This is a genomic window from Acidocella sp. C78, from assembly GCF_907164655.1.
In genome coordinates, this window is record NZ_CAJQZK010000015.1 from 64,080 (window position 1) to 84,025 (window position 19,946).

Annotated in this window: 24 protein-coding genes and 2 pseudogenes; 13 read left to right on the top strand and 13 right to left on the bottom strand. The window is 66.4% G+C overall.

What is annotated here, in order from left to right; genetic code table 11:
* Positions 1 to 60: 60 nt before the first annotated feature.
* Positions 61 to 1,290: an MFS transporter gene (locus tag ACIDOCELLA78_RS000000106395; RefSeq protein ID WP_201728880.1), complete on the top strand. Its 1,230-nt coding sequence runs from the start codon at positions 61 to 63 to the stop codon at positions 1,288 to 1,290.
* Here ACIDOCELLA78_RS000000106395 and ACIDOCELLA78_RS000000106400 read toward each other — a convergent pair.
* A complete protein-coding gene (locus tag ACIDOCELLA78_RS000000106400; protein WP_201728881.1) occupies positions 1,250 to 2,158 on the bottom strand; it encodes an alpha/beta hydrolase in 909 nt (302 codons plus the stop codon). The two genes, ACIDOCELLA78_RS000000106395 and ACIDOCELLA78_RS000000106400, sit on opposite strands and share 41 nt — an antisense overlap.
* 56 nt (positions 2,159 to 2,214) lie before the next feature.
* Between ACIDOCELLA78_RS000000106400 and mutL the strand changes: the two are divergent.
* Positions 2,215 to 3,962 (top strand): annotated as a pseudogene (gene mutL / locus ACIDOCELLA78_RS000000106405) (DNA mismatch repair endonuclease MutL).
* Between the two features lie 45 nt (positions 3,963 to 4,007).
* Here mutL and ACIDOCELLA78_RS000000106410 read toward each other — a convergent pair.
* Positions 4,008 to 4,583, bottom strand: a complete 576-nt coding sequence (locus ACIDOCELLA78_RS000000106410; protein ID WP_201728882.1) for a hypothetical protein — start codon at positions 4,581 to 4,583, stop codon at positions 4,008 to 4,010.
* Between the two features lie 162 nt (positions 4,584 to 4,745).
* On the opposite strand from ACIDOCELLA78_RS000000106410, the gene ACIDOCELLA78_RS000000106415 reads away from it, so the two are divergent.
* Both ACIDOCELLA78_RS000000106415 and ACIDOCELLA78_RS000000106420 read left to right on the top strand, forming a co-directional pair.
* On the top strand, positions 4,746 to 4,931 hold the full coding sequence (locus ACIDOCELLA78_RS000000106415) for a hypothetical protein (protein WP_214006283.1): 186 nt from the start codon (positions 4,746 to 4,748) through the stop codon (positions 4,929 to 4,931).
* Positions 4,932 to 5,053: 122 nt separating this feature from the next.
* Positions 5,054 to 6,787 (top strand): IS1634 family transposase, encoded by a 1,734-nt coding sequence (locus ACIDOCELLA78_RS000000106420; protein WP_201727483.1) that lies wholly within the window; start codon positions 5,054 to 5,056, stop codon positions 6,785 to 6,787.
* A 536-nt stretch (positions 6,788 to 7,323) separates the two neighbouring features.
* Here ACIDOCELLA78_RS000000106420 and ACIDOCELLA78_RS000000106425 read toward each other — a convergent pair.
* From ACIDOCELLA78_RS000000106425 to ruvX, 7 genes are all read right to left on the bottom strand, one after another.
* On the bottom strand, positions 7,324 to 8,103 hold the full coding sequence (locus ACIDOCELLA78_RS000000106425) for a hypothetical protein (protein WP_201728883.1): 780 nt from the start codon (positions 8,101 to 8,103) through the stop codon (positions 7,324 to 7,326).
* Between the two features lie 48 nt (positions 8,104 to 8,151).
* Complete coding sequence (locus tag ACIDOCELLA78_RS000000106430; protein ID WP_249675953.1) at positions 8,152 to 8,388, bottom strand: glycoside hydrolase family protein; 237 nt, start codon at positions 8,386 to 8,388, stop codon at positions 8,152 to 8,154.
* Positions 8,389 to 8,398: 10 nt separating this feature from the next.
* Positions 8,399 to 8,839, bottom strand: a complete 441-nt coding sequence (locus tag ACIDOCELLA78_RS000000106435; protein WP_201728884.1) for a hypothetical protein — start codon at positions 8,837 to 8,839, stop codon at positions 8,399 to 8,401.
* 331 nt (positions 8,840 to 9,170) lie between these two features.
* Complete coding sequence (locus ACIDOCELLA78_RS000000106440; protein ID WP_249675955.1) at positions 9,171 to 9,749, bottom strand: lysozyme; 579 nt, start codon at positions 9,747 to 9,749, stop codon at positions 9,171 to 9,173.
* 63 nt (positions 9,750 to 9,812) lie between these two features.
* Complete coding sequence (locus ACIDOCELLA78_RS000000106445) at positions 9,813 to 10,586, bottom strand: glycosyltransferase (protein ID WP_201728885.1); 774 nt, start codon at positions 10,584 to 10,586, stop codon at positions 9,813 to 9,815.
* On the bottom strand, positions 10,583 to 10,912 hold the full coding sequence (locus ACIDOCELLA78_RS000000106450) for a hypothetical protein (protein ID WP_201728886.1): 330 nt from the start codon (positions 10,910 to 10,912) through the stop codon (positions 10,583 to 10,585). Before ACIDOCELLA78_RS000000106450 ends, ACIDOCELLA78_RS000000106445 begins: the two co-directional genes overlap by 4 nt.
* A 24-nt stretch (positions 10,913 to 10,936) precedes the next feature.
* Positions 10,937 to 11,413 (bottom strand): Holliday junction resolvase RuvX, encoded by a 477-nt coding sequence (gene ruvX, locus ACIDOCELLA78_RS000000106455; RefSeq protein WP_201728887.1) that lies wholly within the window; start codon positions 11,411 to 11,413, stop codon positions 10,937 to 10,939.
* A 46-nt stretch (positions 11,414 to 11,459) separates the two neighbouring features.
* Here ruvX and gatC point away from each other — a divergent pair, with 46 nt between their 5' ends.
* From gatC to ACIDOCELLA78_RS000000106475, 4 genes are read left to right on the top strand one after another with little or no spacing between them, the layout of a single operon-like run.
* Positions 11,460 to 11,747 (top strand): Asp-tRNA(Asn)/Glu-tRNA(Gln) amidotransferase subunit GatC, encoded by a 288-nt coding sequence (gene gatC, locus ACIDOCELLA78_RS000000106460; RefSeq protein ID WP_201728888.1) that lies wholly within the window; start codon positions 11,460 to 11,462, stop codon positions 11,745 to 11,747.
* Positions 11,744 to 13,225 carry an Asp-tRNA(Asn)/Glu-tRNA(Gln) amidotransferase subunit GatA gene (gene gatA / locus ACIDOCELLA78_RS000000106465; protein ID WP_201728889.1) on the top strand — a complete coding sequence of 494 codons (1,482 nt, stop codon included), beginning with the start codon at positions 11,744 to 11,746 and terminating at the stop codon, positions 13,223 to 13,225. Before gatC ends, gatA begins: the two co-directional genes overlap by 4 nt.
* Positions 13,222 to 14,685 (top strand): Asp-tRNA(Asn)/Glu-tRNA(Gln) amidotransferase subunit GatB, encoded by a 1,464-nt coding sequence (gene gatB / locus ACIDOCELLA78_RS000000106470; protein ID WP_201728890.1) that lies wholly within the window; start codon positions 13,222 to 13,224, stop codon positions 14,683 to 14,685. The genes gatA and gatB overlap by 4 nt, the downstream gene beginning before the upstream one ends.
* Complete coding sequence (locus ACIDOCELLA78_RS000000106475; protein WP_201728891.1) at positions 14,682 to 15,356, top strand: SCO family protein; 675 nt, start codon at positions 14,682 to 14,684, stop codon at positions 15,354 to 15,356. The genes gatB and ACIDOCELLA78_RS000000106475 overlap by 4 nt, the downstream gene beginning before the upstream one ends.
* Positions 15,357 to 15,418: 62 nt before the next feature.
* On the opposite strand, the gene ACIDOCELLA78_RS000000106480 is transcribed toward ACIDOCELLA78_RS000000106475, so the two are convergent.
* From ACIDOCELLA78_RS000000106480 to ACIDOCELLA78_RS000000106495, 4 genes are read right to left on the bottom strand one after another with little or no spacing between them, the layout of a single operon-like run.
* Positions 15,419 to 16,033 (bottom strand): SCO family protein, encoded by a 615-nt coding sequence (locus tag ACIDOCELLA78_RS000000106480; RefSeq protein ID WP_201728892.1) that lies wholly within the window; start codon positions 16,031 to 16,033, stop codon positions 15,419 to 15,421.
* The gene (locus ACIDOCELLA78_RS000000106485) at positions 16,030 to 16,398 is read right to left on the bottom strand and encodes a c-type cytochrome (protein ID WP_201728893.1); all 369 of its coding nucleotides are present in this window, start codon (positions 16,396 to 16,398) and stop codon (positions 16,030 to 16,032) included. The genes ACIDOCELLA78_RS000000106480 and ACIDOCELLA78_RS000000106485 overlap by 4 nt, the downstream gene beginning before the upstream one ends.
* A gap of 10 nt (positions 16,399 to 16,408) precedes the next feature.
* On the bottom strand, positions 16,409 to 16,849 hold the full coding sequence (locus ACIDOCELLA78_RS000000106490) for a copper chaperone PCu(A)C (protein ID WP_201728894.1): 441 nt from the start codon (positions 16,847 to 16,849) through the stop codon (positions 16,409 to 16,411).
* Positions 16,849 to 17,517, bottom strand: a complete 669-nt coding sequence (locus ACIDOCELLA78_RS000000106495; protein WP_201728895.1) for an SCO family protein — start codon at positions 17,515 to 17,517, stop codon at positions 16,849 to 16,851. Before ACIDOCELLA78_RS000000106495 ends, ACIDOCELLA78_RS000000106490 begins: the two co-directional genes overlap by 1 nt.
* 1 nt (position 17,518) lies before the next feature.
* Here ACIDOCELLA78_RS000000106495 and ACIDOCELLA78_RS000000106500 point away from each other — a divergent pair, with 1 nt between their 5' ends.
* The 5 genes and pseudogenes from ACIDOCELLA78_RS000000106500 to ACIDOCELLA78_RS000000106520 all read left to right on the top strand — a co-directional run.
* Entirely contained in the window at positions 17,519 to 17,641 is a 123-nt protein-coding gene (locus ACIDOCELLA78_RS000000106500) for a hypothetical protein (RefSeq protein ID WP_283770837.1), read from the top strand.
* Positions 17,638 to 18,525: a glycosyltransferase family 39 protein gene (locus tag ACIDOCELLA78_RS000000106505; protein WP_249675959.1), complete on the top strand. Its 888-nt coding sequence runs from the start codon at positions 17,638 to 17,640 to the stop codon at positions 18,523 to 18,525. The genes ACIDOCELLA78_RS000000106500 and ACIDOCELLA78_RS000000106505 overlap by 4 nt, the downstream gene beginning before the upstream one ends.
* Positions 18,498 to 19,154, top strand: coding sequence for a hypothetical protein (locus tag ACIDOCELLA78_RS000000106510; RefSeq protein ID WP_249675961.1), 657 nt, complete (start codon positions 18,498 to 18,500; stop codon positions 19,152 to 19,154). Before ACIDOCELLA78_RS000000106505 ends, ACIDOCELLA78_RS000000106510 begins: the two co-directional genes overlap by 28 nt.
* Before the next feature lie 62 nt (positions 19,155 to 19,216).
* Complete coding sequence (gene otsB / locus ACIDOCELLA78_RS000000106515; protein WP_249675976.1) at positions 19,217 to 19,645, top strand: trehalose-phosphatase; 429 nt, start codon at positions 19,217 to 19,219, stop codon at positions 19,643 to 19,645.
* Positions 19,642 to 19,946: pseudogene (locus tag ACIDOCELLA78_RS000000106520) on the top strand (trehalose-phosphatase); the annotation flags it as partial. The gene otsB and the pseudogene ACIDOCELLA78_RS000000106520, both read left to right, overlap by 4 nt.

A 19,946-nucleotide genomic window follows, 5' to 3' on the forward strand; every position in this document is an offset into this window, starting at 1 on the left:
CGGGTGCGGTTCGACCGCCCCGCCGCTTGAAGTCGCCTCCGCGCGGGACATATCGCTGCCATGTCGAACAGCATCACGGCCCCACCGGCCGCGGCCGAAACCGGCCGCGCCGCGCCTTCCGTCGCCCTGACCACGCTCTTTGCCGTCGCCACCGGCGCGGTGGTGGCCAACATCTATTACGTGCAGCCTCTGGTCGGCACGATCGCGCCGGATATCGGCCTGCCGCCCGCGGTCGCGAGTCTGCTGGTGACGCTGACGCAGCTTGGCTATGCCGCCGGCCTGCTGCTGCTGGTGCCGCTGGGCGATCTGCTGGAGAACCGCAAGCTGATCGCGCGGATGGTCGGCGCCTCCGCTCTCGCCCTCGCCCTCGCCGCCTTCGCCTGGAACGGCGCGAGCTTCCTCGCCGCCGCGCTGCTGATCGGCGTCAGCTCGGCGGCGGTGCAGATCATGGTGCCGATGATCGCCTCCCTCACCCCGGATGCGATCCGCGGCCGGGTGGTGGGCAATGTGATGGCCGGGCTGCTGCTCGGCATCCTGCTCGCCCGGCCGATGGCGAGCTTCGTCGCCTGGCTCGCCGGCTGGCGGGCGGTGTTCGGGCTCTCGGCGGCCGGGATCGCCGCGCTCACGGTCCTGCTGCGGCTGAAACTTCCGCGCGTGACGCCGAAGCTCGATCATCATTATGGCGAGCTGATCGTCTCGATGCTCGGCCTCTACCGCACCGAGCCGACGCTGCGCCGCCGCGCCGCCTATCAGACCTGCGCCTTCGCCGCCTTCACCCTGTACTGGACGGCGGCGCCGCTGCTGCTGCTGCATGAATTCCATTATACGCAGCTCGGCGTTGCCATCTTCGCGCTGGTCGGCGCCGCCGGCGCCGCCGCCGCACCGATCGCCGGGCGGCTGGCCGATGCCGGGTATGGCCGGGCCGGCACCGCGACGGCACTCGGGCTGATCGCCCTGTCCTTCCTGATCTCGGGTTATGGCGCGTCCATCCACAGCGTGGTGCTGCTGGCCGGTGCCGGCGTGCTGCTCGATTTCGGGGTGCAGGCCAACAACCTGTTCGGCCAGCGGGCGATCTACGCCCTCGCCCCCGAGCGGCGGGCCCGGCTCAATGGCGCCTACATGACCGCCTTCTTCCTCGGCGGCGCCGCCGGCTCGGCGGTCGCCAGCACCCTGCTGATCCGCGGCGGCTGGCAGCTCGTCGCGCTTGTCGGCGCAGCGCTGCCGCTGATCGCCCTCGCCTACTTCACGGTCAACGAGCTGCGCCGGGCGCGGCTGCGGCACCACGGATGAAGGCGGCGCTTTCGTCGAGGGCGGCGCGGCCCTCGGGCAGGATGGCGTGGAACATCGGCCAGACATGCGGCACCACCGGCCAGACCCGGAGCAGGCTGGCGACGCCCTGGTGCAGCGCCTTTTCGTGCAGGCGCACGGAATCATCGCGCAGCACCTCGCGCGCGCCGACATGGATGAGCATCGGCGGCAGGCCGGCTAGATCGGCATAGAGCGGAGAGGCAAGCGGGTTGCGCGGGTCCGCCCCGGCGAGATAGGGCCGGGCGCCATCGGCCAGCCGGCTGGCCTTGATCATCGGATCGCGCCGGGCATTCTCGACGATGCTGGCGCCGGTCGCGGCAAGGTCGGTCCATGGGGAGAAGAGCAGCAGCCGTGCCGGCATCGGCGTCGCCGCCTCACGGATCCGCAGCGCGAGGGCGAGGGCGAGACCGCCCCCGGCGCTGTCGCCGGCGATGGCGAGGGATGCGGGATCGTGCCCCTGCCGGATCAGGCCCGACCAGGCAGCTTCGGCATCATCGACGGCGGCGGGAAACGGATGCGCCGGAGCGAGCCGGTAATCGGCGGCGAAGATCCGCAGGCCCCTTGTGGCCAGGCCGCCGGTGATGGGGCGGTGCGACTCGGCGGAGCAGACGACATATCCACCGCCATGCAGATAGAGAACGGTCATGGCCGGCGGGGCGCCTAAGGCGGGCTCGACCCATTCGCCGGGGACACCGCCCATGATCGACGAGGTATATCGCACCCCTCGGGGGATGGGCATGGGCGAGCGGAACGCCCGGCGGAGGGTTTCGGGGGTATTGGCCCGGGCGAGCTTTCGCTTGACCTCGAAGCGCAGGACCGGATTGAGCAGGTGGGCGGCGAGACTGGTCATGTGCGTGGTGCCGTGGCGGAGTGGTGATCGGGGAGGCGTGGTTGTAAGATGGGGTCATGCCGATCCGTCGCCTAGACCCGATAACGATCAACCGGATTGCCGCCGGCGAGGTGATCGAACGGCCGGCCGCCGCGGTGAAGGAGCTGGTGGAGAACGCGCTCGACGCCGGGGCGCGGCGGATCGGGGTTGCGATCGAGGGCGGGGGGATCGGGCGGATCGAGGTGACCGATGACGGGCATGGGATTGCCGAGGCGGAACTGAAGCTGGCGATCGAGCGGCATGCGACATCGAAACTGACGGACGAGGCGCTGGTGCGGATTGCCACGCTGGGATTTCGGGGCGAGGCGTTGCCGTCGATCGGGGCGGCGGGGCGGCTGACCCTGACGTCACGGCCGGCGGGGCAGGATTCGGCGGCGAGGATCGTGGTGGATGGCGGGGCGGTGCGGGAGGTCGAGCCGGTGGCCGGACCGGTGGGGACCTGCGTGATCGTCGAGGATCTGTTCCATGCGACGCCGGCGCGGCGGAAATTTCTGCGTGGGGCGGCGGCGGAGGCGGGGGCTTGTGCGGAGGCGGTGCGGCACCTGGCGCTGGCGGCGCCGGGGGTTGGGTTTTCGCTGACGATCGACGGGGTGGCGCGGTTCGAGCTGCCGGCGCAGGACCGGCGGGAGCGGGTGGCGGCGATTTATGGGCGGGGGGATGCGGAGCGGCTGCTGGAGATCGAGGCGGCTCGGGAGGAGGTTGTGCTGCGGGGGTTCATTTCGCCGGCGAGTCTGACGCGGGCGGCGGGGCGGCACCAGCACATGGTGGTAAACGGGCGGCCGGTGCGGGACCCGCTTTTGCGGATGGCGCTGCGGCTGGCGTATCGGGAGCGGATTCCGGCGGGGCGGCATCCGCTGGCGGCTTTATGGCTGGAGATTCCGGCGGAGATGCTGGATGTGAACGTGCATCCGGCGAAGGCGGAGCTGCGGTTCGCGAACCCGGATGCGGTGCGGTCGCTGGTGATCGGGGCGGTGCAGCGGGGGCTGGCGACGCCGGCGGAGCTGGGGGCGGCGCCTTCGGTTTCGCTGCCACGGACGAGCTGGGCGGCGGCGGCGGCGATGCCGCGATATCCGCAAGCGGAGAGCCGGGCGGCGCGGGGGTTCGCGGAGGCGGAGCTGCGCGGGCTGGATTTGCCGCCGGCGCGGGTTGTGCCGGAGGTTTTGCCGGAGGTGCGGCCGGAGTATCCGCTGGGGACGCCGATCGCGCAGGTGTTCGAGACGTATATTCTGGCGCAGAGCGGGGATGGGACGCTGGTTCTGGTGGACCAGCATGCGGCGCATGAGCGGCTGACGGAGATAAGGCTGCGGGCGGAGCGGGAGTCGGGGGGATTGCGGCGCAGGCGCTGCTGGCGCCGGCGGTGGTGGAGCTGGCGGCGGAGGACGTTTCGCGGCTGGTGGAGGCGGCGGAGACGCTGGCGGCTCTGGGGCTGGAGATCGAGGCGTTCGGGCCGGGGGCGGTGCTGGTGCGGACGGTTCCGGCGGCGCTGTCGAAGGCCGATCCGGCGGGGTTGGCGCGGGATGTGGCGGACACGCTGGCGGAGAGCGGGACGGCGGCGGCGCTGGAGGTGCGGCTGGACGCGGTTTTGATCCGCATGGCGTGTCATCGTTCGGTGCGGGCGGGGCGGCGGCTGGTTTTCGCGGAGATGGAGGCGCTGTTGCGGGCGATGGAGACCACTCCCCTCGCGCAGACCTGCCCGCATGGGCGGCCGACGGTTTTGCGGCTGACGCAGGGCGATCTTGAGCGGATGTTCGGCCGGGCCGGCTGATTGTTGGGATTCGCAACAAATCGGGCGTGATGGGGCGCGGCGGCGTCAGGCGCGAAATTTCCGGCGTGGGGGGTTGAAGCGGGCTGCGCCGGGGGCGCGGGACCAGAGCGGGTTGGGCGCGGGATGTGCCGGCGCGGGGGGTTCGGGCGGTTTGGGCTGTGGCGCGCGGGGTTTGGGCGCGCGGGGTTTGGCGCGGGGGCGGCGGAGGCATGTGGGCGGGCGGATGCCGAGCGTGTGGCAGAGCGGGCGGAGGATGCGCCCGGCTTGCGGGGTGGCGGCGACGAGGGCGGCCATTTCCTCGGTTTCAAGCATGGCGCGGAACTGGGCGGCGACCGAGGCGGTTCCGGGGATGAGGCGGGTGAGCCAGGCGAAGCGGCGCGGGAGCGGCGAGCGCGGGCCGGCGCTGCCCGCGCGGGCGGTTTTACGCCGCCGGGCCGGGATGGCGGCGAGGCGGGCGAAGCGGGCGCCGAGGCGGCGGAGGCGCTGCCAGATGAGGACGATGACCGGCCCGGCGACGCCGTGTTTCAGCCCCGCGGCGGCGATGTGCGCGCAGAGCGCCTCGATGAAGGTTTCGAAGCGGGGGAGCAAAAATCCGGGGGGTGTGGGGGTTGGGGTGGTCACGGGTGCAAAAATCCCATGAGGGGTGGGGGTGGGCAAGGAGGTTTGTTGCATCACACCACACTTGTTTTAGGCCAATATACGCTCAGCGTATTGTCTTGTGGATTACGTTAGGCTTTTATAATTTTTCCATTACCTTCTCCAACAACTGAGAAATTACCGATGATGGATAAAAAGCACGCATTCATAGTTGGTGCAGGTTTTTCTAACCATGCCGGACTGCCATTAGCCTCACAATTTACCAAAAATCTCTTAAATATCGAGGGTCTAAGACTTGATGGGCCAACCGCACTCCAAGTCGATTTCATAAAAAAATTTGTTTCCGACATATATGGCCATGATTTAGCCTGAAGTTTTTACTTGGGAATGACCTGAACGTGGCGGATAGCCTCGCGTAGCGCTGATTTCTTGCGAGCGTTTTGTGTCCATAAATGGGGCTTGCGGTGCGACTCGATCTGTGATTCGCTCGGGTTATGTTCATCGATGTGGTTCCGAATGGCCGATCGGCGCCGGCCGTGCTGTTGCGGGAGAGTTTCCGCGAGGGGCGGAAGGTTCACAAGCGTACCATCGCCAATCTGAGCCAGATGCCGCCCGCGTTGATCGATGGCCTACGAGCGCTGCTCGCGGGTGGCGCGGTGGTTGGTGGTGCCGATCAGGCGCTGGAGATCCGGCGTTCGCTGCCGCATGGTCATGTGGCGGCGGCACTCGGGATGATGCGCAAGCTCGGGATACCCCGCCTGCTGGGCCGGAGGGCGTCGCGCGAGCGCAGTCTCGCCCTGGCGCTGATCGCCGGCCGGGTGATCGCGCCGGGATCGAAGCTCTCGACCCTGCGCGGCCTGAACCCGGAGACCGCAACATCGAGCCTCGGGCAGATGCTTGATCTCGGTGTCATTGAAGAGCGCGAGATCTATGCGGCGCTGGACTGGCTGGGCACGCAGCAGGGGCGGATCGAACGGGAGTTTGCAAGGCGCCATCTGCGCGACGGCACGCTGGTGCTCTACGACGTCAGTTCATCCTACCTCGAAGGCCGGCATTGCGAACTGGCACACCACGGATACAGCCGGGATCACCGGCCCGATCGGCCGCAGATCGTCTATGGTCTGCTGTGCGATCGCGAGGGGCGGCCGATCGCAGTGGAAGTGTTCGAAGGCAACACCGCCGATCCGGCGACGATCGCCGCCCAGGTGGAGAAACTCAAGCGCCGGTTCCATCTCGAGCGCGTCGTCCTGGTGGGTGATCGCGGAATGATCACCACGGCGCGGATCCGCGAGACGATCAAGCCGGCGGGGCTGGACTGGATCAGCTGCCTGCGCGCGGGGCAGATCCAGGATCTTGCCGAGGGACCGCTGCAGATGTCGCTGTTCGACGAGCGCGATATCGCCGCGATCACGTCGCCCGATTATCCGGGCGAGCGGCTGATCGCCTGTCGCAACGCCGCCCTGGCGACCGAACGACGGCGCAAGCGCGAGGCGCTGCTCGTGGCCACCGAGACGGAACTGGCGCGGATCCGGGATGCGACACGGCGCAAACGCGCTCCTCTTCATGGCGAGGCCGCGATCGGGCTGGCGGTGGGGGCGGTGATCAACCAGCGCAAGATGGCCAAGCATTTCGATCTCACCATCACCGCCAGCCGCTTCGATTTCCAGCGCAACGCCGCCAGCATCGCGCGCGAGGCGGCCCTCGACGGCATCTATGTCATCCGCACCAGTGTGAGCGCGGACGTCATGAGCGAGACCGAAGCCGTGTCAGCCTACAAGGATCTCTCACGGGTGGAACGGGCGTTCCGGTCCCTCAAATCGGTCGATCTCGCGATCCGCCCGGTGCATCACTGGCTCTCGCCGCGGGTGCGTGCCCACGTCTTCCTCTGCATGATGGCCTATTACGTCGAATGGCATCTGCGCGACGCCCTCAAGCCCCTGCTGTTCCAGGATCACGACCGGCCAGGCGCGGAAACTGAACGCTCATCGCCGGTTGCCCCCGCATCGATATCCCCGGCCGCCGATCGCAAGCGCGGGCGACGCCGCAACGACCAGAACCTGCCGATTTCGAGCTTCACCGACCTGATGGCGCATCTCGCCACACAGACCCTCAACACCGCCTCCCTACCCAAGGCGCCGAACGCCACCTTCACCGCTCTGGCAAACCCCACGTCGCTGCAAACCACCGCCTTCGCCCTGATCGGGATCGACCCCATGCGTGTCCAGTAAGCGGCAAAATCAGATCTCGAAGTTCACCGATAAATACAGGGAATTTGCTTTCGAATCAGTGAAAACTTCAGTTTAGCAAAAAAGACTGGGATATAGTTAATAAATATACCGAAAAAGACTATAAATATAAAACAGAACAAAAATACTGTCCAAGTTGCCAATCGAATTCTCTAGGAAATAGACTAGCGACATTTAGCTATAGAAAGGCATTAGATTTTCCCGCGCACCTAAATTCTTGGAAAACAGCCGAATATGTTTTGAAAAAAACTGATACATGGACGTTTATAGGTTATTCTATGCCCGGGGCTGATTATGAGTTTAAAACTCTGCTTAAGCGCGCCGAGCTTGTGCGCATTTCGCCCCCTAAAATATTTCTAGTAACTGGCGGATCTTCACAAGCAACGAGTCAAACAATCTCAAATTACAAGAAATTTTTTGGCCGTAATATAGACCTAATTTCGGATCAAGGAATAAATTATGACGCAATAGAATCACTCAGGTCTCATAATATTCTAAATACATAAAGGTTGAAATAATTAATTATTTTTGCTATAAGTCTCTGCTTCAGCCTTGGTTCGATAAAAATAAACTGATTTTGTGCTGCTTTCATTCACTCTGCGATAGTCTACTTCTACCGCCTTTAAATTATTACCCGAATTCTCTATCGCTGGATCATCTATCTGACACGAAGCCGCTTCAGCCTTCCAATCAGTCTCGATCATAAAAATCATTCCCTTCGGCCTCACGCTAACCCACGAATAATTTTTATCTTTAAGTGACCGAGCATATTCGAGAGGGTTTTCGGCTTCTATTTTATTCTCTCTTGTCACTTTATACCATTTTCTACCGCCGATCGCATAATCATATCTGAGCGCAACTATTGATTCACCTGAAATCATAAATTCAATTTGTGCATACATTTTATTTGAACATTGATTGGGCGTCAGCTGGCTAATATGCAGTATTTTTGAAACATCTTGAACTGCATCTCTTGGCGGAAACGACATTAAATTCATTTTGACAAGCGCCTTATGTGCCATTTTTTGTATATTTTTGTATGAATGATAGCAGCCGAATTGGTCGTCATCTTTCGTTGCTTCTTGATAACTAGCCGTAAAATACGCTAACTTATGCAAATAGATCAAAGCAGAATTTCCTAATTCCTCATCAGGATCACTCTGGCTTTCATATAATTTATTTATCGTAATCAATATAACAATTATAAAAAACCATATCTTTTTTTGCGATATCATTTTTTGCCTCAATTGACCATATTTTTGTAAAATGTTTTTGAAGAAGTTAACGAATATGCTCAAGATATCTGAAACCAAATTGATCTCAAGCGATTTTTTCGTTTGATTTTTCTAACCCTCTCCCACCCCCGCCTCTGAACAAAACAGCGCCGCCTCCGCCTCGCGCCGCCGCCGGAGGCCGGTGAGAGGAATTCCGTTGGCGAGGTCCCAGCGGGGGAACTGGGCGGCGGCGGCTTTGTCGTCGCCGTTGTTCAGCAGGCGGAGCCGGGTCGAGCGGAGGAAATTGCCGGCGTCGCGGTTGTCGACGACGTCGATCCGTACCGCCCGGCGTCGCGCATCCTCGATCAAGGAACGATTATTAGCCGCCCGGTTTGTCCTGCTGCGCGATGGCTTCCGGCAGTTCCCATTCGTCCGGCGTGGAATTGGGATCGTAGCAACGATATCTATTGATGGTCCATAACATCAAACCGGAGAGTCCCAAGGCCACACCCAGCATGCCGACAAATATCAGATATGATGCAAAAACGTCCTGATTGGGCGCGCGGATGAGTTGCCATACATTCCAAAAGAGCAGCAGCCATACGAAAAGCGACGATAAAGTTGCCACGCGCCGGAACCGCCGTATCCATTTGACGGTTCCGTAAACATACACTTTTCGCACATAGGTTACGCCGAATATCGCGAAAGCGATCGACAGAATGACTGGGCCGACGGGCAGGCCATCCGGCATGAAGACGTTCAGACCATTATCACCAAACAAAAGATACAAAACATCGAGCACCAGGACGAGCGGGGCCATCAACAAAGTTCCCGCGAACCCAGCAGAGCAGAACTTAACCGCTCGCCTCGGCGGGAGATAGGGCCGCTTTCCGTCGTCGTTTTGGCTGGCAGTATCCATGCGTTTTATTACGGATAACGTGCTTGCATGCCCGGAGCAAGCCAACGAATGGAGCGTGATTCAGGATTTGCGCGGCACCCGGAGACGATAGCGCGTTGATAGATATGGATATCTGACTTTGAGAAAGATGGGCGGTCAGGCGGTGTCGGCTTTCTGCGAGTTACCGCCCCATAACGGATTTTTTGCTTCCGGCCCGAATCACACATTCGCAACGCTCCCTGACCGCAACACCTCACCCCTCCCCCACCGCCGTAACGGAGGAGAAAAGCGCCGCTTCCGCCTCGCGTCGCCGCCGGAGGCCGGGGAGCAAACATCCGTTGGCGAGGTCCCAGCGGGGGAATTGGGCGGCGGCGGCTTTGTAGTCGCCCTGGTTCAGGAGGCGGAGCAGGGTGGAGCGGAGAAAATTGCCGGCGCCGAGGTTGTAGACGAAGTCGATGAGGGCGGCCTGCTGGTTGGGGGTCAGGGGGACGGTGACGGCGTGGGTGACGGTCTGGCGAGCGTTCGCGAGGTCGCGGCGGGCGAGGGTTTCGGCGGTGGCGCGGGTGATGGGCGGGGTTGTCTGGGTGACGGGGGCGTTGGTGTCGTCGCGTGTGGAGCCGTAGCCGATGGTCCAGGTGCCGGCGGCGTCGCGGTAGGGGGTGGGAGAGAAGCCTTCGAAGGGGATGATGAAGGTTTCGATCACGAGGGTGAGGATGTCGGTTGCGGTGGCGTCGGTTGCGGTGGCGTTGGGGGTGGGCGCGTCGGGTGGGATGGTCGGGGGGTGGTGTCGGGCATTGTCTCGCTCTCCTGCGGCATCGGGCGAAGGTGCCATGAGGACGGGAGGGTGAGAAAGACTAACGTTCAGTATTGTTTTGGTGACGGACGCGGGGCAGAGTCAGGGGTTGGGCTCGCCGAAAGTTTTGGCGAGGGTGGCGAGGAGGCTGCCGGGGGGGAACGGGGCGTCGGGGGAGATGCCGGCGCGGCGCCACATTTCGCCATAGGCGTGGAGGAAGGCGGTTTCGGGTTTCAGGTTTGGCGTGCTCAGGCGGGGCGGGTTGGGGCGCAGCAGGGCGGCGGGGCTTTGCCAGTAGCCGACCGGGTTGGCGAAGGCGGGCGGCATGATGGCGTAGCCGTGGGCGGGGTGGAGGCGCGACAGCGCGGTCAGCAGGTCGGGGCCGAGTTCGCCCCAGTCGATCGCGGATTTGGGGAAGCGTTCGGCGAGGGCGCGGGCGAGATCGACGAGGTCGCCCGGTTCGGGGGTGGGGTTGAAGATGACGTTGTTGTTGAGGGTGGTTTTCCAGCCGCGGGGGCGGAGGCGGCGGTGGAACCATTCGCGCTGGGTGACAAGGAATTTGCGCGCCGGGAGGTCGGATGCGGGGCGCAGCGCGATGACGTCGGAATCGGTCCAGAGGCCGCCGTGGCGGGAGAGGACGATGTAGCGGAACCAGTCGGTGAAGCTGGCGATGGAACCGCGGCGGTTGGTGAAGAGGGCGGAGCGGGGGAGGATTTCGGCGGCGTCGGCCGCAATGAGGCCGGGCGGGAGGTTGGGGAGCGGGGCGTAGCTCCAGAGGGTGAGGGCGTAGCCCTGGGCGAGGACGCTGCGGATGGCGAGGCGTTCGAGGCGGCGGGGTGGGTCGCCGTGCCAGAACATGTGGGCGTGGATGGTCATCGCCAGAGGGTCATCACCAGGCCGCCGGCGCAGATGAGGGCGCCGCCGAGGAGGATGGGCGGGGATGGGCGGAGGCCGAAGCCGAGCCAGTTCACCAGCTGGGCGGCGAGGAAGAAGAGGACGACGTAGACGCCGAGGACGCGGCCGAAATCCCACGGGCCGAGATTGACCACGAGTCCGTAGGCGGCGAGGACGAGGATGCCGGCGGCGAGGAAGGGGGCGCGGGCGAGGCCGTGCTGGTGGAGGGCGGCGCGCATCAGGGCGTCGCCGCCGACTTCGAGGGTGGCGGCGGCGGCGAGGAGGGCGAGGATGCCGGCCTGGTTCACGGTGTGGGGGTCATTGTTCGGCGATCATTCCGGGGGGCGGGGTTCGTTCAGCAGGTCGAGCGCGCCCTGGAGCATGTAGGAGGCGGCGGCGGCGTCGACCCGTCCGGCGCGTTTGGCGCGGGAGAGGTCGGCCTCGATGAGGGCGCGGTTGACGGCGGCGGAGGAGAGGCGTTCGTCCATCATCGCGACGGGGAGGCCGGTTTCGCGGGCGATGGCGTGCGCCCAGTCGCGCGCGGCCTGGGCGGCGGGGCCGAAGGAGCCGTCCATCGAGAGGGGCAGGCCGATGACGATGGCGGCGGCCCCTTCCTTGCGGGCGATGTCGAGAATGGTGGCGGCGGCGTCGGCGAGCTTGCCGCGCTTCATGGCGCCGTAGGGGGTGGCGAGGCGGCGGCCGACATCGGAGAGGGCGATGCCGATGATCTTCGATCCGGGGTCGAGGCCGATCAGCCTTGCGTTGCGGGGCAGGGTTGAGGCGAGGTCGGTCAGGTTGAACAGTGTCATGCGCGCGTTTATGGTCCAGCGCGCTCAGAAACCCAAGGGATCAGTCATGTCTCTCGATCACGCGACGGTGCGCCGCATCGCGAAACTCGCCCGTATCCGGCTGGATGAGGACGAGGTGCCGCGGCTCGCCGGCGAACTCAACGCGATTCTCGGCTATGTGGAACAATTGGCGGAAGTGGATGTTGAAGGGGTCGCACCGCTGTCGGGCGGGGCGCAGATGGCGCTCAGGATGCGCGAGGACGCGGTGACGGACGGGCAGTATCCCGACCGCGTGCTGGCGAACGCGCCGGAGCGGATCGGCGATTTCTTTGCGGTGCCGAAGGTGGTGGAATGAGCGTATTGGACATGACGATCGCCGCGGCGCTGGACGCGCTGGCGGCGAAGACGGTTTCGGCGGTGGAACTGACCGAGGCGCATGTGGCGGCGGTGGAGGCGCTCAATCCGCGGCTGAACGCGTTCATCACGACGACGCCGGAGCTGGCGCTGGAGCAGGCGCGGGCGGCGGATGATGCGCGGGCGAAGGGCGAGGCCCCTGCCCTGGCGGGTATCCCGATCGCGATGAAGGATCTGTTCTGCACCGAGGGGGTGCGGACGACGGCGGGATCGAAGATCCTGGAGCCGTTCGTGCCGCCGTATGAGAGCACGGTGTCGGCCAGGCTGAAGGCGGCCGGGGCGGTGATGCTGGGCAAGGCCAATCTCGACGAGTTCGCGATGGGATCGTCCAACATCACGTCGGGCTACGGGCCGGTGGAGAATCCGTGGCAGCGGGCGGATGGCGCGAAGCTGACGCCGGGTGGGTCGTCCGGCGGGTCGGCGGCGGCGGTGGCGGCGCGGATGGCGATGGGGGCGACGGGGACGGATACCGGCGGGTCGATCCGCCAGCCGGCGGCGTTCAGCGGGATCGCCGGGATCAAGCCGACCTATGGGCGGTGCTCGCGGTTCGGGATCATCGCGTTTGCCTCGTCGCTGGACCAGGCGGGGCCGATGGCGCGGACGGTGGAGGATTGCGCCATTCTGCTGCGCGAGATGAGCGGGTTCGATCCGAAGGATTCGACCTCGGCGGAGCGGGCGGTGCCGGATTTCCGGGCGGCGTGCGGGCGCGGGGTGAAGGGGCTCCGGATCGGGATTCCGGCGGAGTATCGCGTGGAGGGCATGCCGCGCGAGATCGAGAAACTGTGGCAGGACGGGATCGACTGGCTGCGGCGGGAGGGGGCGGAGATCGTCGACGTTTCGCTGCCGCACACGAAATACGGGCTGCCGGTGTATTACATCGTCGCACCCGCCGAGGCGTCGTCGAACCTCGCGCGGTATGACGGGGTGCGGTTCGGCGCGCGCATCGAGGGCAAGGACCTGATCGATCTTTACGAGCGGACGCGGGCGGCGGGCTTCGGCGCGGAGGTGAAGCGGCGGATCATGATCGGGACCTATGTGCTCTCGGCCGGGTATTACGACGCGTATTACCTGAAGGCGCAGAAGGTGCGGGCGCTGATCCTGCGGGATTTCCAGGAGGCGTTCGGGAAGGTGGACGCGCTGCTGACGCCGACCGCGCCCTCGGCGGCGTTCGCGCTGGGCGAGAAGATGGACGATCCGGTGACGATGTATCTGAACGACGTGTTCACCGTGCCGGCCTCGCTCGCCGGCGTGCCGGGGATGAGCGTGCCGGCGGGGCTGGATGCGGCGGGCCTGCCGCTCGGCTTGCAGGTGCTGGGGCGGCATTTCGACGAGGAGACGGTGTTCGCCGTGTCATCGGTGCTGGAGCGGGCGGCGGGGTTTGCGCACCGGCCGGGCGTGATCGCGGGAGGTGCGGCATGAGCTACGTGATCGAGGGGACGACCGGCGCGTGGGAGCTGGTGATCGGGCTTGAGGTGCATGCCCAGGTGATTTCGCGCTCGAAACTGTTCAGCGGGGCGGCGACGGCGTTCGGCGCCGAACCGAACAGCCAGGTGAGCTTCGTCGATGCCGGGTTTCCGGGGATGCTGCCGGTGATCAACCGCGAATGCGTGGCGCAGGCGGTGCGCACCGGGCTGGGGCTGGCCGCGCATATCAACCTCGTCTCGCGGTTCGACCGGAAGAACTATTTCTACGCCGACCTGCCGCAGGGCTATCAGATCAGCCAGTACGAACATCCGATCGTGGGCGCCGGGGCGATCGAGATCGAACTCGAATCGGGCGAGACGCGGACGATCGGGATCACGCGGCTGCATCTGGAGCAGGATGCCGGCAAGTCGATGCATGACCAGCATCCGAGCAAGTCGCTGATCGATCTCAACCGCTCGGGTGTGGCGCTGATGGAGATCGTCAGCGAGCCGGACATGCGCTCGCCGGAAGAGGCCGGCGCCTATCTGCGCAAGCTGCGCACCATTCTGCGCTATCTCGGCACCTGCGACGGCAACATGGACGAGGGCTCGATGCGGGCGGACGTGAATGTGTCGGTGCGCAAGCATGGCGAGCCGTTCCGCACGCGCTGCGAGATCAAGAACGTCAACTCGATCCGCTTCGTGATGCAGGCGATCGAGGCGGAGGCGAAGCGGCAGATCGAGATCTGGGAAGCCGGCGGAACTGTGGATCAGGAGACGCGGCTGTTCGAGCCGGCGCGCGGCGTCACCCGCTCGATGCGGAGCAAGGAGGACGCGCACGACTACCGCTATTTCCCCGAGCCGGACCTGCTGCCGCTGGTGCTGGAGGAGGCATGGGTGGAGTCGCTGAAGGCGACGCTGCCGGAACTGCCGGACGCGAAGCGGGCGCGGCTGATGCGCGATTTCGGCCTGTCGCGCTACGAGGCGTCGATTTTCGTGATGGAGCAGGTGACGGCGGATTTCTTCGAGACCGTCGCCGCCGGGCGCGATGCGAAGCTGGTGGCGAACTGGATGCTCGGCGATTTCTTCGCCCATCTCAACCGCACCGGGGCGAGCATCGAGACCTCGCCGGTGACCGCCGCCCGGCTCGGTGAGCTGCTCGACCTGATCACCGACAACACGATCAACGGCAAGATCGCCAAGGAGGTGCTGGAGCTGATGTTCGACACCGGCGATGCGGCGGGCGCGATCGTCGAGGCGCGCGGGCTGAAGCAGGTGACGGATACCGGCGCGATCGACGCGGCGATCGACCGGGTGATCGCCGCCAATGCCGACAAGCTCGCGGAATACAAGGCGGGCAAGGACAAGCTGTTCGGCTTCTTCGTCGGCCAGGTGATGAAGGCGATGCAGGGCAAGGGCAATCCGGCGCTGGTGAACGAGGCGCTGAAGCGGAAGATCGGCGAGCCGGCGGCATGATCCGCGCCCTCGCCGCCCTGCTGCTCTGCGCCGGCTTCGCCCTGACCCCGGCGTTTGCCGCGACTGGTGGGCAGGCGAAGCTGACCGGCGTGCCGCTCGGCAAGGGCGGGGTGGTGGAGGTGAGCGGGCTGGTGCCGCCGCTCGGCTTCACCATGACCGAGGCGGAGAGTGGAAAGACCGTCACCGCAAGGAGCTTCCGCGGCAAGACGGTGCTGCTCTATTTCGGCTACACCAACTGCCCGGATGTCTGCCCCGACACGCTCTACAAGCTGCACATGCTGTTCCGCGCGCTCGGCCCGGCGGCGAAGAAGGTGGTGTTCCTGTTCGTCACCATCGATCCGAAGCGGGACACCGATGCGGTGCTGGCGAAATATGTGGCGCTGTTCGACAGCCACTTCCTCGGCCTGCGGGGCACGCCGGACCAGATCTACCGGCTGACGCGGCGGTATCGGGTAGTGGCCTCGGTGCATCCCTCGCCCGATCCGCAGAAATACCAGGTGGTGCATTCGGCGCTGGTCTACGTGTTCGACGCCAAGGGACGGGCGCGGTTCATCATTCCCGATCTCGGGCTGACGCGGCACCCGGACTACAAGGCGCTGGCCGCCGATATCGAGGCGGTGAACCGGACCAAGCCGGGCGGCGTGCTGGGCTGGCTGGCGCGGCTCGGGTAATTTTTTCCTGCCCCTGCCCTGCCCGCCTCACTGCGGCGGCGTGAGGGATCAGACGATGATTTTCAGCCGATGAGGTGGGCGAGGTCGTTGGTGATGCCGGGCAGGTCGGGCGTTTTCGAGGACAGGCCGGCGCAGATGAATTGCGGCTTGCCGGCGCGGTCGAACACATAGGCGGCCGCGGTGTGGGTGACGGTGTAGCGCGCCGGATCGGCCGAGGGATGCACCGCATAGGCGGCGTGGCAGCGCGCCGCGAGGGCATGCAGTTGTGCCGGGGTGCCGCGCAGGCCGGTGAATTCGGGGCGGCCGAACAGCGCGAGATAATGCGACAGCACGGCATCGGTATCGCGTTGCGGATCGACGGTGACGAAGAGGACGCGCACCTGATCGGCCTTGCGGCCGAGCCGGCCGAGGATGCGGGCGGTTTCCTGCAGGGTGATCGGGCAGACATCCGGGCAGTTGGTGTAGCCGAAATAGAGCAGCACCACCTTGCCGCGAAAATCCGCCGCGGTGACGATGCGGCCGGTTTCGGCCTCGGTCATGGTGAGGCGGAGATCGGCGACGGTGGCGCCGGGCTTCAGGTCCTGCGCGCAGAGGGTCCAGTCCTTGTGACAGGCGGCGAGCGGGAGGAATGCGACAGCGCCGATGCCGGCGCGGGTAAAGGCGCGGCGGGCGATCATCCGCGCGCGCCGAGGGTGGCGAGATAGGCGGCGATGGCGGCGCGGTCGGCGCCGGTGAGCGCGTGGGCGATGTTGCGCATCACGTAGTTTTTCCCCTGCCGTCCCGCGGCGATGGCGGACAGCGCCGCGAGCGTCGTGGCCGGCTTCAGGCCGGCGAGGCGCGGGGCGCCGATGGCCGGGTTGCCGGCGAGATCGGTGCCGTGACAGACCATGCAGGGCAGCACCCCGCCCGCCGTGCCGTGGACGACGATATTTTTGCCCAATTCTGCGTTGCCCGCCGGGCTGCCGTCCGGCGGCGCGGCGGCGGGAGCGAGCGTTGGCGACAGGAGCAGGGCGGCGAGCAGCGCCCGGCGGAGACGCGACACGAGGGGGATCTTACCGGCTGCTGGGGTGCCCATCGGCGCCATAGACGGTGAAGGTCACTGTGAGCGGCGGCGCGGCGGCAAAGGTCAGGGTGACATGGGCCGTGCCGCCCACCGTCATGCGCGGTTTCATGCACATCAGGTGATAGGCGCCGGGAGAGAAGCGGAAGCTGCCATGGGCGGGGATGATGATGGATTTCACATGGATCATCATGTCCATCCCGCTGCGGTTCATGCTGCGATGCAGCATGACGCTGCCGCAGGCGGGCGAGCTGGCGCCCACCAGCACCGCCGGCGCATCGCCCGCATTGGCGAGGGTGACGAAGCCGGCGGCCGGGATCTGCGGCAACAGGTAGCGGAACCAGCCGTCCTTCGCCGTGACGGCGGGGGTGGGGGCGGCGGCGGCGAGGACCGGGACCAGGCACGCCGCGAGGGCGGTGAGGAGGCGGCGCATCAGGATTTGTCCATCGTCTTGCGGATGAGGGCGGCGACGCCCGGCAGGTCGGGGCGCGAGGAGGGGAAGGTGGCGAGGAGGGCGATGGCGCGACCGTCCGGCCCGAAGAGATAGGTGGCGCTGCTGTGGCGGATGGCGGATTCGGGGTCGGGCGAATCGGGACCGGTGGGGGCGCGGTAATAGACGCCGAAACGCTTCGCCGCCGCCGCGAGTTCGGCAGGGGTGCCGCGCAGGCCGGTGAAGACCGGCGGGGGGCCGAATTTCGCCATGAACGTCCTGAGGCGGGCGGCGGTGTCGTAGGCGAGGTCGATGGTGACGAAGACGACCCGCAGATCCTTCCCGTGCTTGCCGAGCAGGGGGATGAGTTTCGCCGCGTTCTGCATGGTCAGCGGGCAGGTGTCAGGGCAGCGGGTGAAGCCGAAATAGAGGATCACCGGATGGCAGTGGAAGGCGGCCTGGGTGACGGGGCGGCCGGTTTCGACATCCTGCATGTGCAAGGCGAGCGGCGGCAAATGGCCTTCGAGCGGGATGATGGAAGGGCCGGCGGGGGCGCTGTCGGCCCAGGCAGAGGGCATGGCGAGGCCGCCGAGGGCGAGGCCGGAGAGGCCGCCGAGGGCGAGGCCGGAGAGGCCGAGCATGGCGCGGCGGTCGAGAGCGGATCGGGACATCGTGAACCTCCGTGGAGCGCTGGTGTTAGGGCGGGATTCGGCGCGCGGCAAGTCAGGCTCGCGTGAGGACGGGGCGGCGGCGCTTGACCGGCCGGCGCGGCTCGCCCATGCGATGCGGTCATGAAGCAGATGACACCGGGCGGCGCCGCGCTGCTCGTCATTCTCGCCGCGACGCTGGCGCGGCTGGTGCTGGCCGCCGGCATGGGGCTCGGGATCGACGAGAGCTACATGGTCGCCGCCGCGCACACGTTCCAGCTTTCGTATTTCGACCATCCGCCGGTCTCGTGGTGGATGGAACTCGGCATCCAGCGGGTGAGCGGGCTGCACGCGCCGTTCATCGTGCGGCTGCCGTTCATCGCGCTGTTCGCGGCGACGAGCGGGTTGATGTACGGGCTGACGCGGCGCCTGTTCTCACCGGCGGCGGGGGTGTGGGCGGTGATCGGGCTGAACATCTCGCCGGTGTTCTCGCTCGCCTTCGGCACCTGGGTGCTGCCGGACGGGCCGCTGGACTTTTTCCTGGTCGGCGCCGCCTGGGCGCTGGCGCGGGCGCTGGGGATCGGGCGGACGGAGCTGGAGGCCGCGCCCGACCCTGATTTCTGGCCGCTGGCGGGCATTCTGATCGGGCTCGCGATGGCGTCGAAATATAACGCGGTGCTGGTGCTGGCGGGGGCGCTGCTCTTCCTGCTGGCGGATGCGCGGGCGCGGCGGGCGCTGGCGACGCCGGGGCCATGGGTGGCCTGCGTGCTGGCGGCGGGGATGTTCTCGCCGGTGGTGATCTGGAACGCGCTGAACGGCTGGGCCTCGTTCGGGTATCAGGGCGACCGGGCGGCGGGGCTGGCGCTGCATCCGCTGCGGCCCTTCGCGATCTGGGGCGGGGAGGCGCTGTTCATCGCGCCCTGGATCTTCGTGCCGATGATCGGGCTGATGATCGGCGGGTTGCGGGGAGCGACCGGCGGGCGCGGCTGCTGGCCTGGCTCGGCGTGGTGCCGGTCGTGCTGTTCTCGCTGATCGGGCTGTGGTCGTCGCGCAAGATTTTATTCCACTGGGCGGCGCCGGGCTATCTGATGCTGTTTCCGCTGCTCGGCGACTGGGTCGTGCGGCAGCGCGGGGCGATGCGGCGGTGGATCGGGCGGGCGGCGACGGGAACGGCGGCGCTGCTGGCGGTGGCGGTGCTGTTCATCGCCTTGCAGGTGCGGGTGGGCATCGTGCCGGGGTTCGACGCGATGTTTCCGCAGGGCAAGTCCCCCACCTTGCAGGCGATCGACTGGACCAGCTTCCGCGCGGCGCTCAAGGCGCGCGGGCAGCTCGACCGGCCGGGGCTGGCGCTCGCGGCGCTGCGCTGGTTCGATGCGGGGAAGATCGCCTATGCGGTCGGGCCGGGGATGCGGATGACGGTGTTCGAGGGCAATCCGCACGAATTCGGCGTGACTACGCCGCCGCAATCGCTGATCGGGGAGGATATCCTGATCGCGGCGATGCCGGGATCGGTCGTGGCGATCGAGAAACGGTATGCGCCGCGGTTCCGCTCGATCACCGAGGAGCCGCCGATCGACATCGTGCATGACGGGCATGTGCTGCTGCGGGTGCCGATGCTGATGGGGCACGATCTGCTCTCGTGGCCCGCGGCGCGGCGGTAGCGTTCCGCCGCCGAACCGGTCTCGTTGCTTGATCGGGGCATCATCCATGCCCATTTCGGGGGATGGAACCGATCCTGACGCGCGAGCACGCGCTGTTCCTCGACCTGGACGGCACGTTGCTGGAGTTTGCCCCGACGGCGGAGGAGGTGGCGGTGCCCGCGGGGCTCGGCGCGATGCTGGGCGGGCTGGCGGCGCAGCGCGACGGGGCGCTGGCGATTCTCTCGGGGCGGACTCTCGCGCAGATCGACGCGGTGACCGGACCGCCCTTCCCCGCCGGCGCCGAGCACGGCTTCGTGCTGCGCGACGCGGCGGGGGCGATCCATCATCCGCTGCGCGAGACGGCGAACCGGCCGGCGTGGCGGGCGGCGCTGGAGGAGGCGGCGGCGGCGCATCCGGGCGTGCGGATCGAGGTGAAATCGGCCTCGCTGGTCGCGCATTACCGGGCGGCACCCGGAGCCGGGGCGGCGCTGGGCGAGACGATCGGGCGATGATCGCGGCATCGCCGGAGGTGGAATTGCTGGCAGCAAACATGGCCTGGGAAATCCGCCGCGCGGCGCGGGCAAGGGGGCGCGCGCTGGAGTGGTTCATGGCGCGGCCGCCCTTCGCCGGGCGGGTGCCGGTGTTCGTCGGCGATGACGTGACCGACGAGGAGGCGATCGCGGCGGCGAAGGCACAAGGCGGGCACGGGCTGCACGTGCATCGCGATTTCGGCGGCAGGCCGGGCGCGGTGCTGGCCTGGCTGCGCGGCGCCCTCGCCCCGGGGTGGCGTGACGATGGGGCGGCTCGTCGTTG